12 protein-coding genes and 1 riboswitch are annotated in these 14,303 nt (G+C 46.4%); of the genes, 5 read left to right on the top strand and 7 right to left on the bottom strand.

Features of this window, described 5'->3' with window-relative positions; translation table 11 throughout:
- Positions 1-109 precede the first annotated feature (109 nt).
- From SAQUA_RS03465 to SAQUA_RS03435, 7 genes are all read right to left on the bottom strand, one after another.
- Positions 110-901 carry an ABC transporter ATP-binding protein gene (locus tag SAQUA_RS03465; RefSeq protein ID WP_380677856.1) on the bottom strand — a complete coding sequence of 264 codons (792 nt, stop codon included), beginning with the start codon at positions 899-901 and terminating at the stop codon, positions 110-112.
- Between the two features lie 14 nt (positions 902-915).
- A complete protein-coding gene (locus SAQUA_RS03460; RefSeq protein WP_380677854.1) occupies positions 916-2,637 on the bottom strand; it encodes an ABC transporter permease in 1,722 nt (573 codons plus the stop codon).
- Positions 2,638-3,506: 869 nt separating this feature from the next.
- On the bottom strand, positions 3,507-4,598 hold the full coding sequence (locus SAQUA_RS03455) for a spore coat U domain-containing protein (protein WP_380677852.1): 1,092 nt from the start codon (positions 4,596-4,598) through the stop codon (positions 3,507-3,509).
- Positions 4,589-6,874: a fimbria/pilus outer membrane usher protein gene (locus tag SAQUA_RS03450; RefSeq protein WP_380677850.1), complete on the bottom strand. Its 2,286-nt coding sequence runs from the start codon at positions 6,872-6,874 to the stop codon at positions 4,589-4,591. The genes SAQUA_RS03455 and SAQUA_RS03450 overlap by 10 nt, the downstream gene beginning before the upstream one ends.
- Positions 6,875-6,965: 91 nt before the next feature.
- On the bottom strand, positions 6,966-7,673 hold the full coding sequence (locus tag SAQUA_RS03445) for a molecular chaperone (RefSeq protein WP_380677848.1): 708 nt from the start codon (positions 7,671-7,673) through the stop codon (positions 6,966-6,968).
- Positions 7,674-8,059: 386 nt separating this feature from the next.
- The gene (locus SAQUA_RS03440; protein WP_380677846.1) at positions 8,060-8,569 is read right to left on the bottom strand and encodes a spore coat U domain-containing protein; all 510 of its coding nucleotides are present in this window, start codon (positions 8,567-8,569) and stop codon (positions 8,060-8,062) included.
- A gap of 9 nt (positions 8,570-8,578) precedes the next feature.
- Positions 8,579-9,118: a spore coat U domain-containing protein gene (locus tag SAQUA_RS03435; protein WP_380677844.1), complete on the bottom strand. Its 540-nt coding sequence runs from the start codon at positions 9,116-9,118 to the stop codon at positions 8,579-8,581.
- A 657-nt stretch (positions 9,119-9,775) separates the two neighbouring features.
- Between SAQUA_RS03435 and SAQUA_RS03430 the strand changes: the two genes are divergently transcribed.
- The 5 genes from SAQUA_RS03430 (at position 9,776) to eno (ending at position 14,110) form a co-directional block, all read left to right on the top strand.
- Complete coding sequence (locus SAQUA_RS03430) at positions 9,776-10,060, top strand: hypothetical protein (protein ID WP_380677842.1); 285 nt, start codon at positions 9,776-9,778, stop codon at positions 10,058-10,060.
- 554 nt (positions 10,061-10,614) lie between these two features.
- Positions 10,615-11,073 carry a hypothetical protein gene (locus SAQUA_RS03425; RefSeq protein WP_380677840.1) on the top strand — a complete coding sequence of 153 codons (459 nt, stop codon included), beginning with the start codon at positions 10,615-10,617 and terminating at the stop codon, positions 11,071-11,073.
- Positions 11,074-11,216: 143 nt separating this feature from the next.
- A riboswitch (Fluoride riboswitch) is annotated at positions 11,217-11,293 on the top strand.
- 40 nt (positions 11,294-11,333) lie between these two features.
- Complete coding sequence (locus tag SAQUA_RS03420) at positions 11,334-12,350, top strand: manganese-dependent inorganic pyrophosphatase (protein ID WP_380677838.1); 1,017 nt, start codon at positions 11,334-11,336, stop codon at positions 12,348-12,350.
- A 30-nt stretch (positions 12,351-12,380) separates the two neighbouring features.
- Positions 12,381-12,809: a universal stress protein gene (locus tag SAQUA_RS03415; protein WP_380677836.1), complete on the top strand. Its 429-nt coding sequence runs from the start codon at positions 12,381-12,383 to the stop codon at positions 12,807-12,809.
- Positions 12,810-12,823: 14 nt separating this feature from the next.
- Positions 12,824-14,110 (top strand): phosphopyruvate hydratase, encoded by a 1,287-nt coding sequence (eno, locus tag SAQUA_RS03410; protein ID WP_380677834.1) that lies wholly within the window; start codon positions 12,824-12,826, stop codon positions 14,108-14,110.
- Positions 14,111-14,303 lie beyond the last annotated feature (193 nt).

The raw sequence follows: 14,303 nt of genomic DNA, 5'->3' as shown, positions 1-14,303 counted from the left end.
GGATCTTTGATATTCTCAGTCAGCTAAACATTGCCTGAAGAAATATATCCGTCCCGCTTTACGTTGCCTGTCAACTCGGCCCCTCCCTGGGCCTGACATTACATATGGGCTACGACGCCTGCTGAGAGATGGCGATTTTGTCGTACAAACGGCCACCTATTTCATCAATAATGGCTGCCATATTGTGCTTGTTGCGCTGTTCTCGGGGTTTATTGATAACGAACTCATCGCCAATCTGCCGGCTGCTCGCATCCATAATGACCACACGATCGGACATCATTACCGCTTCTTCCACATCGTGCGTCACCATAACTATCGCCTTAGTGTTAATCTTCCCACTCGTCCAGATCCTCATTAAATCTGCCTGCAGCTTATGCGCAGTAAAAATATCCAGAGCAGAGAAAGGTTCATCCAACAGTAAAACCTTAGGTTCCACCGCCAAAGCCCGGGCAAATCCGACCCGCTGACGCATGCCGCCGGAAAGCTCACGAGGCCATGCTTTCTCATAACCCTTCAACCCAACCAGTGTTAATAATCCCTCCAGCTTTTTGGCAATCAGTGCAGGTGGTAAGTCTTGAGCCAACAGGCCGAAAGCAATGTTGTCATACACCGTCAGCCAGGGGTAAAGCGCGTAAGACTGGAACACCATGCTGACATTGGCAGCAGGATCTTCAATCAGGTTACCTTCAAGATAAATCATGCCGCTATCGGGCGTAATCAAACCAGCAAACATGCGCAGCAGTGTCGATTTACCAGAACCAGATTGCCCGAGAATGGTGACAAACTCCCCTTGGTAAACACTCAAACTTGCACTACGGAGAACTTCTTTCGGTAGTTTGTTTTCGCCAATGAACGTTTTGCTCACTTGTTTAGCGCTGAGAACCACTTGTTGATGAGTCATTGGTTTTCCCCGAATCAGTCGTATTTAAATTTGGTTTCGGCCACGCGGTAAAGCGGTTGCCAGACAAATATCACGCATAACGCCACCAGCGCGCACATGGCGACACACCCCAAGGCAGCTTCCGGATCATTACCCGCCGCAGTCACCACTGAAATGAATCCTCCCAGCCCGGTGGTACTGATGGTAGTGGCTCCCCACTGAATAACTTCCGCCGCAATGGCACTGTTCCACGCCCCACCCGCAGCAGAAATGATGCCGGTAACGATGTAGGGGAAAATCGCAGGTAACATGTAGTAACGCCACCACTTGAAGCTACGCAGGCCAAAGGTTTGGCTGACTTCCGTGATTTGTGAAGGGATCGCAGTGACACCGGCAATCACGTTAAACAACACATACCACTGTGTGCCAAGCATGATCATCGGGATAGCCCACCAACCGAGATCCTGATGGTAAACCGCAATAAAAGCAGCGATCAACGGATAGAAAATATTCGGCGGAATAGCGGCAAGAATTTGGATGATAGGTTGGAAGAGTTTTACCAGACGTGGATTCATGCCAATCCATACGCCCAACGGGGTGAAGATCACAATGCTGAGTACCATGGCTGCGACGACGCGCGCAGAGGTCAGTAACATCCATTCAGGTAGCATTGCAAAGTATTGCTTAGGAAAGTATTCCCACAACTGGTAGCCATACTTGGCACAAACCACCACCACAGCAAGATACCAGATACTACTCCACAGCCAGTTAGCTTTGGCAATGATGCGGAATAATTTGTGCAGACCAAGCGCATACCAGATCTGTGGCAGCTTAAACAACCACAGGTTGGTCAGCGTGCGCAGGACCACGGCCAGGAAAGCACCAACATGGGAAAATGACAGGCTGTTATAAAACCATGAACTGCCTGCCGTTCTATTGGCCGCCACATCTTCATACTTGAAACGTGCGGTGTAACGAACCAATGGGCGGAAAACCAACTGATCAAGCACAATGATATTGGCAGCCAGCGCAATCACTGCAAATATGATCGCGTGAATATTCTGCTGTGCCAGTGCTTCGGCAATGTAGGAGCCCACGCCGGGTAACTCCACCGATTTGTCACTGACTGGAATTGCTTCTGAAGCGACCAGGGCAAACCACGCGGCCGACTGTGACACCATGGCATTCCACAGTAACCCCGGAACAGAATAGATAAACTCCAGGCGCCAGAAACGTTGCCAAGGGTTGTAGTTAAAGCTACGTGCCGCTTCATCCAGCTCGCGGGGAACAATGCGCAGTGTCTGATACAGCGTCAACATCATGTTCCATGCCTGGCCGGTAAATACCGCAAAGATAGCAGCACATTCCAGCCCCATAACGCTATGCGGATAAAGGCCAAGAAAATAGACCGTGGTAAAAGTCAGGAACCCGACCAGAGGAACAGACTCCATAAAGTTGACGAAAGGCAGAATCACTCTGCGCAGAGGTGCATAGCGTGCCGCCAACACGGCAAAAACGATTGAAAAGAGTAAGGACCAAACCATGCCAATCGCAAATCGCATCGTGGTTCTTAATGAATAATAAAAAAGATTCCAGGTATCCAGACTAATAGTCGCAACGCTATGCTCGCTGAAGGTTTGGTGCATATCTCCCCATGCACGCATAAAGGCAATGACAGCGAAAAATCCTATCGCCAAAACAATGATGTCATTCAAGTAGTACTTTTTGTAAATAAACGTACCGTGGCTTTTTTGCATAATGCCAATCCCATGATTTTTTCGAAATTCCAGCAGAGAGCGCCCGGCCAAATAAGGCGATTCATCTCCACTTAAACGCATATATATACCCAAAATAATTCGAGTTTCTTGTAGGCGGCAAGCTTACGAGGCCCCAGGAGCATAGATAACTATGTGACTGGGGTGAGTAAGCGCAGCCAACACCCAAGCAACTTGAAGTATGAAGGGTATATCCGTTTTATTTCCAGTTGCATGTATATTGGCGGCACGATGTTGCCCATCCTTGGGCCTCGCACCAGAAGGGCCGTTGGCCATGGCAATCAAATCCGTCAGAGACCGATTTATCGCACGGCAACAACCTACTGCAACTCGAATGATTCGGATGTAATGTAGATTTTTATGCTAATCGTAAACGATGGGTACTACTGAAATAAGGCAGGACAAGCAGATATCATTAGTATCTGGGCCACCATGGCCAGCTATTAATGAACTATAAGGTGACTGTGCTGCATTCTGTATCTTTCAGAACGCAACGCGGGTTGCATTACTGAAAGTTTATCAATAGTACTAAGCTAAAACTAAAACTTCCATCGTCCATAAGGACCCCCGTAGTGAAAAATGCGGGGGCATAATAAGGTTTTCCCATAATAGAATGCAAACGGATGTACCCTATTTTTTGGTTATATATGTAACAGGATGATAAATCCCTCTTAAAAATGATACATTCGTAATACAAAAAAATATAAAGGCTAGTAAAGTGAAAAAACCCATCAAAATATTGATGGGTACATGGGAAATATAAGCCCCTATCTTCGTATATTTGCCGCCATTTCATACTCAGATAATTTGAGCTGTAGTAATGCGGCAGCATGTTGAGAAGGAGATGTTTTTTAGTAGGATAACGTCATGGTGACCGTGTCCTTATAGACGCCTGCCGGTACGTTCGGCTGTGATGGATCCGTCGCATAGTAAACCTCAACTACATACTCTTTGCCTGTCCCCACCCCCGCCGTTTTACTTCCATCCCATACCTGAGTGTGGGAGATATCTTTATACATCTGATAACGTAAAAAAGTATCCGAGGTTTGTGATTTCATCTGGTGCCAGCCATTGATGTCATTCAACCCTTGAAAGCTGATGGTATAGGGCGTGGTGTTGGTACAACGCACGCTAATACTTTGTAAATGCCATAGCTCCGATGAAAAGGCACCGTCAAAATTTACATCCGGGGTACTAATAATGCGGCAGTCGTCTTTCAGCGTTGCCTGCAAGGTAACGGTCGGGTTGTTGGTCTGGCTCAGGTCAAAGTCGGGCAGCAATTTGCGGCCTGAGGCCACCTGCCCATTGAGACGAAGATGAATAACATCGGAATAAGTGCCAGGGGTTGGAGGAGATGAGGCAATTTGTTTCGGATCGGTGGTGATATGCACATGTGCAACGTAGTCATACGGTCCACTGTGGAAAGGGAGCCAACGGTGGCAATCGTTATGCGCCTTACAGTCGTCTGGCATTTCTCCATCAGTGACTTTCTGAAAAATCTGCGGCATCAGAGCAGGAATTGAGGGATCCGTTCCCCAATCGTAGGTTAATTTTTTATTCACCGCATCGACGCACAGCAGATTGGAACCATGATTGCCAAGGCAAAAGACAAAGGGCAATAAACTCTGGTTTGCCTGATTTGTCGACATCGCCAGAAAAGATGTTGCACTGGACTGTTGCTCTATCACTAAGCCGATATGCTGAGCATCTCCAGTGGTGACATCAGGGGCTTCATAGCACCAGACATGAACCGCCTGGCTGTAATCCTGCGGAGTATCTGCCAGCTCCAACGGTGAAACGGCACCACCTGCGGTGAAATCGATCACTTCATTGTCCCAGTGAATAGTGCAGATGTGCTTCCAGTCCGCGGTTACCGCCCAAGCGGAAGGCATACAAGTCAGGCTGAGCGCCAGCAAAAGTAAATTTAGGGTTATCATGCGCATGTTGCCACCTCAATGCCGGGTTTATTCTGTGGTGAAAGCCTGAAGGAGCAGCGTCTCTGCCCTTCCGCAACCAGCGTGTAAGTTTTGGCCACCTGTGGTCTTTCCATTGAAACCAGACTTCCATTGCCCAAAAGCGCAACGGTATGGTGATGCTGATCCTGGATCTCGCTTCCTGATGGCAGCGAGACACCCGGCGCCGGAACAAGACGTAGTAACACATGGTCATCCAGGTTTTGCAGAGAAAACTTCGCGCTGTAACCCGAGTTTTCCGGTACAAAGAAACTCTTCCTCACGTCAGTGGCATCGATATCTTCCGGTAAATAGGATGGATCAATCATTACCTGATTTTTTTCATAAGGGATGACATCACTGATAAAACCAACCCCTTGACTGTTCGTTTTACCTTTCAGGGCACCGTCCAGATAATATGGGATCCCCTCCACACCATAGGTGTCTACTTTGACAAACGCATTCCCCAGCCTTTTGGTGAAAAAGACGCTGCGATCCATAAACACCACACTCCCCTGCAACCCAACCCATGGCGTCAGGTCTCTGTAGCCATATGCACCACCACTGGCACTAAACGCCGCCGTTTTCCAGGTAGCAGACATATCGCTGTAGCCCATGCCGGCATTTCTCTCGCGGCTATAATTCAGATCCCAATCAACCCCTAAATCGCTACCGGAGTTATGCGTTAGAGAAACCACATTAGTGCTGGCGTTATTGTTGCTCTGCAGGTTTTGCAGGCCGATCCGGGTATTGCTGCCGAAAGGAAGCGAGATCCCTAACATAAAGTTATCCGCCCGTTCCTCAGAGAAGGCTTTACTGTAAGAAAGTGACAGGCTGAAAAGGTGAGCGACAAGGGTGCTGTAAGACAGATTGGCTATTTTATGCGTAATACCAATGTCGTCACGCTGATAAATAAACCCGGCACCTAGTACGCCAAGCGAAGCACCGAGTGAATAAGAAGCAAAGATCTGGTCCGAGGCTAACGCGCTACCGTAATCCGAATCAAAACTGTCCAGATCCCGGTAACCACCGCTTGAGCGGATATGGCTGATGTTAAAACTGGCGCGCTGGAATTGTTTGCTGTAACCGAGATATTCTCTGGCACCGCGTCGCGAGTGCTGCGCATCACTGATGGTTACCGTGCCGTCAAGACGGCCCCAGCTATTCATATTGAACTGAAATCCGCCTCCCGCCATCGTCAACCCGTCCGCCCCCTCAATATGGGAAAGTGAAGTTAACTGGTCCGTGATGCCGTAGCGATAAGTCCCACTTAGGGCGGCATTCTTGTAGCGATCGTCCTGCCAACCATAATTGTAGCGCAGCGCCCCCGCTGAAAAATTGAAGTCGCTTAATCCGGGGCGCAACATGTCAGTCTGGATACTATAAGGAATACGGCTAGAGACCTGCCGACCATTGGCATCGGTGGTCACCACGGTCATTGTTCCATCACCGTTAATAAAGGGTATGTTATTGATAACATAAGCCCCAGGGTCGACATGAGAACTGGCCGACCGGTAGCCATTCACGAAGAAATCCAGCGAAGAGGGCGTCGACGCTGTGCCTCTCAGACGCAACGAGGGATAAGTAACAATATCGGGGCGTAGCGTGTAGTCCCGACGGAACTGTATCCCCCCCATGTAGACACCGCCAAACCCATTACCCGAATCGGTCTGAATATCACCTAAGATCAGCTTTTGTGCGCTACTGCGGTTATTGAAAACCCAGCTGGTGTTCAGTCGTTTGAATCGGGAATACCCCTGCCCTCCTTGATGCATATTGATATACTGCCCGGAAAGATTCACGTAACCAAAGTGATTAAAGTAACGCCCGTTCATCCAGGAAGAGAAATAACGGCTATGGTGGGGGTGCTCATCATAAATATCGTAATCGAAAACCAACCCTGGGGTAACGTTCTCAGCGTAATAGGGAGAATTCCAGCGATCCGGAATTTCAACGTGCTGTAACGGTATCCAATCTGGTGGGATATCGATCGCCAACTCCAGCGTTTTGGCATTATATGTGGCTTTGACCCCGCTGATTTTGTTGATGTCCACATAATGATCCTTCACCGGGTAGCCAGCATAACGGATGTGCAGGTTGTCTAGCGTCTCTGTGGGCAGTGCAATAACGCTGCCATTCATGATCACCCGCTCAGGAGAAGTTAAATGTTTCCCGTTCTCACTGATACTGACCATGAAAATAGGGTCCTGCCCGGTGTTGCTCAGAGTAGGAATAGTGTCGACGTAGGTTGCAGCATGAACCATCATTGTCGGCATTATCATTAGCATACATGCCGTAATTTTATTCAATACCATTTCGTTCTCGCTCCCAGCCAGGCGCAGGAAATGTTGCCGTTGCTCATCGCGATGGATGAATTTTCAGGGCACTCACCGTTGCAGGGATTAAATGATCATGAGGAAGCTCGATCGCCATTTTGGTATTAGGCAGAACATAGCTGACCGGAATATCCTGGTGATAACAAGAATTCTTACCGCATTGAAAATCAACGGAAGTCATTTTAATATGCGTTTTATCGTGATTCTCTATCAATAACTTATTATTTTTGACAGACCAGATTAAGTGATGTTTTTCTTTTGGTACACCGTCAGCACCAGGAAGAATATCTGGCGGTAACGCCTGCCCATAGGCAAACAGCGGAAGAATGTATTGCATGCGTATTTTTATATTGTTCTGCGTGCTTTCCTGGTTTACATCAGGCGTAGGTAACTCGTCGATAATGACTTTAAAGTCATGTTCTTGAGCATCTTGATTGTTGATGCCATAGATTCTTATCGGAACTTTTTTTTGCGGTGGGATAATGGTAAACGCAGGAACCGTATAGACCTCATTCTGTTCCGCATACAGATTCTTACCATCTGCCTGCCGCCAGTTCAGTACCCGCACTTGTAGACTGACACTATCACTACCCACGTTTTTTAACCAAAAAACGCTATTTTTAGCACTGCCAATAAAAGAAATAGTAACTGGCCAGATCTCCATATTCGCTGCTGCGAAGCAATGAACAGAAAATGCCAGCATGGCAAATGAGAATAGTAGTCTATTCATAAGTTACCCCAAAAATAATTCGAGTTGCTTGTAGACAGCAAAAGAGTGACAAATCGGTCAGGGACCGATTTGAACAGCGCTTGTGCTGCCCGCAGGGTGAGCCTCAGGGATGAGGCTCATTAGGCTGTGTCCCTTAATTGCACGCGAGCGCCGCTGGCGGTCATTTGCGCACAGGGCAAGGCGTGAGCCGCGAGGTCTGGTGGACCAAATAAGCGGCGAACAACGCAGCAATGCGCGCAAATGGCCCCAGCCCGAAGGGTCGCGCCCCAAAAGCCCGTTCGAAGTAAAGTCGGGCTTGAACAGAGGGCCACTCTGCCCTTCACCCTCCGCCTTGATAACGGGCTTTTGGGTCTGCGACGGCACCACGGGCAATTAAGGGACACAGCCTAGTAAGAGACGTTTATAGTTGCTGTGTCCGTATAATGGCCGGGTATAAGTGGCGACGGAGGATCTTTTATTTCTACGTCAACTTCAATTTGTTTATTTAACTCATCGGGAGTGAACATAATTGGGTTTTTCCAATCAATCTTCTTTCCCTCTTTTACTGCAAAAATTTGGTAGGGGATCAGTTGGCCATTTTTGCCATCTAATGCCAATGCCCTACTGCCCCCACTTAATGGATGCTGCCCAGCATCAATACCAATGGTTGCATTAGCTCCAGGCGTACACTGCAGATTAAAATAGATTTGGCGGGAAACCGACCGTTGACCAATCAATAAGTCAGGCAGGTCCACAGAAAGCTTATTGCTCCCTGTGAACCGGCAGCCATTATTTATACTGGCCGTGACATCAAACTTTGCACTGACCTGCTGACCGGCTGCGGCTTGTACCGGGGAGTTCATAACGGATAAACCCAGCACCAGTAGCAGGGTTGTTGAAGCCAATTTGATGCCCATAGCCTTCAGTTACCAGCTTATTGTAGCTTTGATGGTATCCATATACTTCCCTGCCTGGGCATTCTCCGGCAACGTCACCTTAGCATAGATAGCAACATCTCCCGAGCTGGCAATCTTAATTGGCTGATTAGGTTTGATAACATTAGTACCCTCCTGATCGGTGGCGATGGTATAGGGCATTTTGGTTTTATTATCTTCATTCAACATATTGTATATGTCTTTATCACCTTGTTTCCCAGCATCTAATGTCAATGAAGGCTGCGCACCTGCCGTACACTGCACATTCATTTTATCTTGTGCGGTCAGTTGTGAGCCTGCTGTTGCGCCAGTATCAGGAAAAGTCAGTGTCATCCATTGCTGACCATCCGCTATGGCGGATAAGTCACTTGGCTGTTGGGCCGATTTAACAACGCAGCCGGGTAGTACATTCAGGGAAACTGAAATTTCTCCAGAAATAGAATTACTATTGACACTGGCATTCGCTATTACGGGAATTGCCATCATCAGAAGCAGGCTGAGGCTTCCTCTTTTAAAAAAATGGTGTTTCATCTCCACCCTCTTTGGTATTCATTGAAAATTTTCGAACAAACTAAATTAATCACAAAAGCAATGGAATACGTTATTACCAATGAAAAGGATTAAATCTATCGTTTTTATCTATCTAAAATCCTGCACTCAAAAAAACCTAAGCCATTGTTTTTCATTCGATATAATTGATATCACCAGGCATACAGGAAACATTTTATTTCAATACCAAAAATTATCTTACTCTAATAAATCTGGTTTTCTTACTTTTTGATATATTTTTTTACTCATTATTATTCATAAGATAATTTTCATAATAATAGATAATTTCTTCATGAAATAAGCCTTTTATTAATCAATTAGAACAAATATTCAACAAATATCGGCATTCTATGTTTAACCATAGTTATTAAAATATCGGAGGTATCTTTCTTATATTATCTACATAAAATATTTCGGATTACAGCGCAGAGGCACCATAACGGAAGGCTAAAGGATCAGGCCTGATAAATTTTTAACCAAGCGTGCTACCGACATTCCTCTCGTCTTTTGGGTATCAGGCAGACTTCATCACCAGGTGAAAATTAAAGCCGTATATGTTTAGTTGAATATAAGCACGTTAAACTGGCAACATTGTTATCCATAAGCGATGTTAAAACATCATAGTCAGGAGTCTATGCAATGAAATCCTCAACCGCCTTTTTATTACTTGGAATAGTAGCCTCATTTAACTCTTTTGCTACGGGTATTATCAGCCCTCAAAAACCTGATATTTCATGGCAACAGAAAGATAATGAAAACCATTGTATTGGCAATACCTGCTTTAAAATTCAGGAGAATCAACCAAACAAGTTTGACCGGTTGAGCAAAACCGAACGTCGAGAAATAATGGACCCTAACTCACATTTTGATCACGACAATAGCGAAAATAGAAGGAGTTTGACATTACACTTTCATCATAATTAACAGCATCCTAATATTGTGTATACTCGTCATACTTCAAGTTGCGTGGGCATTAGCTGCATCCTCTAGCCCCAGCCACATTGTGGGCTATGCTCCTGGCGACTCGCGGTCTTGCCACCTATATGCAACTCGAATTATTTAGAGTATATCCTTTGGGAGTATTTCATTATTTCCTGGCACATCTCATTCACTGTTGGCTACTTATACTCCCTCATTAGAAAGCATTCATAATGCCCCGTATTATCCAGGCTTAACGAGTTTTCTGTAATTAGTTAAATTATCCCTTCCAGCTATACCCAAGTTACTTCAAGTTGCATGTAAGCGGCAACTGAGCGACAAATCTGCCGGGAGCAGATTTGAACACTGCTTGCAGCGGCCCCAAAGGGGCTACAGCCAACACCCATGCAGCTTGAAGGGCGACGAGTATATACTCTCTACACCGCCCTAACACACTTAATAATAAAAAATTACACTTCCTAATACTAATAGAGTATTAAATACCCTTGCTCTCTTGATGAACCATAAAGCATAAGCTCAATCGCTTCTGGTGAAGAACAATGAACAAAAAAACAACATTAGCCCTTCATAAAAAAATCATATTAGCTTTTTTTTACATACTTGCAGTTAATACTATTTTTGACTTTATATTCTTTATGTCAAACTATTTTTCACCTGCACCACAGTTTAATTTAAAAATTACTTTCTTTGCTTTTATAATAGACTTTCTGATTGTCATTTTTGGATTGATTAGAAAAATAAAACCTGTGCTTTTATTAGTTTTTCCTAGTGAAATAATATACTCCATTTACCTGACCAACTTTACCAGCTACTACTCGAACGCCATTGATTTACTATTGCAATCAATGGTTTATATGATTTATATCTATGGTATCTCTTCTATGTACTATGTGAGTGGGAGCAAATACCTTAAATTTCATTTCAGCATTCCTGGTGTTATAATTACGGCAGCGTTTTCTATTTTTCTATCCATTGTCACTCTCATCAAGTTCTTTTAATCAGGCAATTTACTCCCTCTGTTAGCTGGCCCGGTACTGAGTGAGTAAATGTCTCACTAAACAAATCCCCTCCCCTGGAACTTTGGAAGCATCATAATCAGCGGATCATTCCTATTGCGCTCGGAATAAGTTTCATATAAACTTCGCATCAAGGTGATGGTGTTCCACCTTTCCCAAACCGCCGAGTTCATTCGAACCGGATGATGACACCTGATATACAATTTTGCTTTCTCTATTAGGCAGGTATGTCAGGTATTCTTATGAAAAAAAATTATATTACTCCCCCATCAATACCGTCAGAACAGGCTCAGATCATTCACGTTTTCGGGCACCGTAATCCCGATAGCGACAGTATCTGCAGCGCACTGGTTACCGCAGACTGGCTCAATTATCGCGGCCTCTCCGCTAAACCCTTCCGCTTGGGAGAATTAACGCCAGAAACCCGTTACATCCTCAATTCAGCTGGGGTCAACCAGCCAGACCAGTTAAATAAAAACCTCACTGACGAGAAGGTGTGGTTAGTCGATTTTACTGACGTTGAACAGGGACCGGATTCCCTGCCAGCCAGCGATGTCATCGGTATTATTGACCACCATCGTTTGGGTACGTTGATCACAAAAAATCCCCCTGATGTCTGGGTTCGCGCTGTCGGCTGCACTGCAACAGTGATCTTGCAGATCCTCACCCTCGAAATCCCGATGCCGCTTTCTGCAGCGCAAGCTACGCTGCTGTTGGGAGCCATTCTGAGCGATACTGTTGCGCTCAGCGCTCCCACAACGACAGCTCAGGATCGGGCAGCCGTCGAAACATTGCGTAAAATCGCCCACATAAACTACGACGATTTCGTCAGTGGGCTTCTTGCCGCGAAAACCGACGTCACTGGGCAATCTGCCGCACAATTGCTCAGTCGTGATGCCAAAAACTATCAAATCCACGATTTATCCATTCTGTTATCCCAAATCGAAGTGCGTAACATGGCAGATATTGCCCCTCTCCTCCCTTCTCTGCAGCTGGAGCTAGAACGCACCAAGAGTGGAGCTGGCCTGGATATGGTGGTGCTGATGGTCACAGACATTACGCAGCAAAACTCCATTCTCTATTTCTCAGATAACCAGATTTTTGCCCACCGCCAAGTGGCATTGGCTGGCATGACTAGCAGAAAAAAACAGGTTCTCCCGTGGTTGACAGATCGCTTATGCACAATAGATTTAATGGGGCAGGAAGGGGAACTACACACCCTTAATCCGCAAGATAAGTTATCGCCAACACACCTGTAATCTGGTCTATCTACTACTAGGAGGTGGTGTATGCAAGTATACAGGCACGCGTTGTTGCTGGTTCAGAACGAAACGGATGGTCAGCTAATGTTACATCATGCTGAACGGCTATCGAAAGAAATGGCAACACAGATCACAATTGGTCATATCAGTTCTGACTATCGGGAACTGGATTACACCAGCGACTCGCTTACCAAAGATCGCCAATCTCGCGAAGTAATTGAAGCAAACGCGATGCTTAGCCACTTGGTAAAACTCTCCAATATCCAACTTGACGTGAAATCCATCGTCAGTATCAACCGTTTCAAAGACGTTGAAACCCTGGTTAAAAACGAAGGTATAGATCTGGTCATGTTGGGGCATAAAAACCGCCTGTTCGGGGTTCTTTCCTCCTTTTCCTTAGAGTTCATCAACCACCTATCGGTTGATGTACTCATCAAACACATTCCAACTCCCTAGATAAGGTGACTTCTATGAGCTATGAAATTGAACGCGTATATGCAAGAGAAATACTGGACTCCCGAGGTAACCCGACCATTGAAGTTGAAGTGACGTCGATGGGTGGAATTGTTGCACGTGCGTCAGTGCCTTCCGGTGCAAGTACTGGCTCGCGCGAAGCGATGGAACGTCGTGATGGCGATAAACATCGCTTTGGTGGCAAAGGGGTTCTGGAGGCAATTAACAGCATCAATACAGAAATTAATGATGCCCTGCTCGGGTTTGATGTTCGTCGGCAACGCGATATCGATAATTGCCTGATTGCCTTGGACGGCACAGAGAATAAAGCGCATCTGGGGGCAAATGCGATTCTCGGGGTATCCTTGGCGGTTGCACGCCTGGCGGCACAACTATCGCATATGCCTCTTTACCGCTATCTGGGGGGTATTGGCGCCAATCTGCTGCCCGTTCCCTGCATGAACATTATCAATGGCGGGGTGCATGCCCGCTGGCAAGGTGCAGATTTCCAAGAATACATGATTGCGCCATGGGGCGCGCCTTCCATGCGTGATGCGGTGCGCTGGGGCAGTGAGGTTTACCAGGCCCTGCGTCAGGTGTTGCTGGAAAAAGGGTTATCTACCGGTGTTGGTGACGAAGGTGGTTTTGCTCCTGCTGTTGCTTCAAACCGCCAACCGCTGGAACTGATTGTGCAGGCCATTGAACGAGCAGGGTACAAACCAGGTGAGGATATTGTCATTTGTATGGACCCCGCCTCCAGCGAGTTTTATTCCAATGGGAAATACACCCTTCGCAGCGAAAATGCCGAACTCAACGCACAAGAAATGACGGATTATTACGCTCAACTGGTGAAGGATTTCCCTATCGTGTTGATCGAAGATGGCTTGGCCGAAGACGACTGGGCTGGCTGGCGTATTCTGAGTGATGCTCTGGGCGACAAAGTAGAACTGGTCGGTGACGATATTTTTGTTACCAATGTGAAATACATTCAACGGGGCATCGACGAGAAGCTGGCTAATGCAGCGCTGATCAAACTGAATCAGATTGGTAGTTTGAGTGAAACTATTGATGCAGTGCAACTTTGCCACGACAACGATTGGGGTGCCTTTATTTCACACCGCAGCGGTGAAACCATTGACAGTTTTATTGCTGATATGACCGTGGCACTCAGAGCTGGCCACTTGAAAACTGGTGCCCCCAGCCGAGGGGAACGCATCGAGAAATATAACCAGTTGATGCGCATCGAAGATCAACTGGGCGATGCGGCCATTTTTGCCGGTAAGTCTGCCTTCAAAAAACGCTAGTTTTGTAGTCGATATAATTCGAGTTGGATAAAAGCTGCGAAAGGGCTAGTCACTGAGCGCAGCCAGCGCACCAACAACTTGAAGTATGAAGGGTATATACCAAATGCCTCCTGAGCCGAAGGGTAATGGAGGCAAGTTGGTTATAGCACTGGATCGTTTATCGGTTTATCCTGCCTGAAATGCTTGGCCATCA

It is taken from the genome of Serratia aquatilis, from assembly GCF_044865145.1.
GTDB lineage: Bacteria > Pseudomonadota > Gammaproteobacteria > Enterobacterales > Enterobacteriaceae > Chania > Chania aquatilis.
This window is presented reverse-complemented; position numbering and strand designations above follow the sequence as displayed.

Coding starts and splice junctions, on each gene's coding strand:
- SAQUA_RS03465 (WP_380677856.1), bottom strand. CDS start 901: ATGACTCATCAACAAGTGGTTCTCAGCGCTAAACAAGTGAGCAAAACG.
- SAQUA_RS03460 (WP_380677854.1), bottom strand. CDS start 2,637: ATGCAAAAAAGCCACGGTACGTTTATTTACAAAAAGTACTACTTGAAT.
- SAQUA_RS03455 (WP_380677852.1), bottom strand. CDS start 4,598: ATGCGCATGATAACCCTAAATTTACTTTTGCTGGCGCTCAGCCTGACT.
- SAQUA_RS03450 (WP_380677850.1), bottom strand. CDS start 6,874: ATGATGGTTCATGCTGCAACCTACGTCGACACTATTCCTACTCTGAGC.
- SAQUA_RS03445 (WP_380677848.1), bottom strand. CDS start 7,673: ATGAATAGACTACTATTCTCATTTGCCATGCTGGCATTTTCTGTTCAT.
- SAQUA_RS03440 (WP_380677846.1), bottom strand. CDS start 8,569: ATGGGCATCAAATTGGCTTCAACAACCCTGCTACTGGTGCTGGGTTTA.
- SAQUA_RS03435 (WP_380677844.1), bottom strand. CDS start 9,118: ATGAAACACCATTTTTTTAAAAGAGGAAGCCTCAGCCTGCTTCTGATG.
- SAQUA_RS03430 (WP_380677842.1), top strand. CDS start 9,776: ATGAAATCCTCAACCGCCTTTTTATTACTTGGAATAGTAGCCTCATTT.
- SAQUA_RS03425 (WP_380677840.1), top strand. CDS start 10,615: ATGAACAAAAAAACAACATTAGCCCTTCATAAAAAAATCATATTAGCT.
- SAQUA_RS03420 (WP_380677838.1), top strand. CDS start 11,334: ATGAAAAAAAATTATATTACTCCCCCATCAATACCGTCAGAACAGGCT.
- SAQUA_RS03415 (WP_380677836.1), top strand. CDS start 12,381: ATGCAAGTATACAGGCACGCGTTGTTGCTGGTTCAGAACGAAACGGAT.
- eno (WP_380677834.1), top strand. CDS start 12,824: ATGAGCTATGAAATTGAACGCGTATATGCAAGAGAAATACTGGACTCC.